This window comes from Gilvimarinus sp. 1_MG-2023, assembly GCF_030548285.1.
In genome coordinates this window covers 1-318 of record NZ_JAUOSC010000605.1, presented here as the reverse complement: position 1 = coordinate 318, position 318 = coordinate 1, and the positions used below count along the sequence as shown (strand labels likewise).

Genomic DNA, 318 nt, shown 5'->3' with positions numbered 1-318 from the left:
TCCTTGACCGCTGCTGACAGTACTTTCAGCAATTGCGGATCCACTCCCTGAGACTGGGGTCGTTTTTTTTCCGGTGTCGGCACAACCACTTCCTCGGGAGCATATTTATTTACCAGCTTGGACATGAATCCGGTAACAAATACCAGCATTGTCAAAAAGACAAATACCGTACCCATACCAAAAAACATCAATTCCAAACCTTGCGTGACGAGTCCTGGCTCAGACATGCAAGCGGCTCCTATTTAGTAATCATTTTTACGGACAGCGACGTGTTTTCCCATAAATTCTCACCAGAATAACCCGTGTTTATAGTGGGAA

1 protein-coding gene is annotated in these 318 nt (G+C 45.3%); it reads right to left on the bottom strand.

Annotation, left to right across the window (positions count from 1 at the left end; genetic code table 11):
• Positions 1–227 (bottom strand): OadG family protein (locus tag Q4563_RS18285; protein WP_303605519.1); only part of this gene is annotated, 227 nt, incomplete at its 3' end.
• Positions 228–318: the final 91 nt, after the last annotated feature.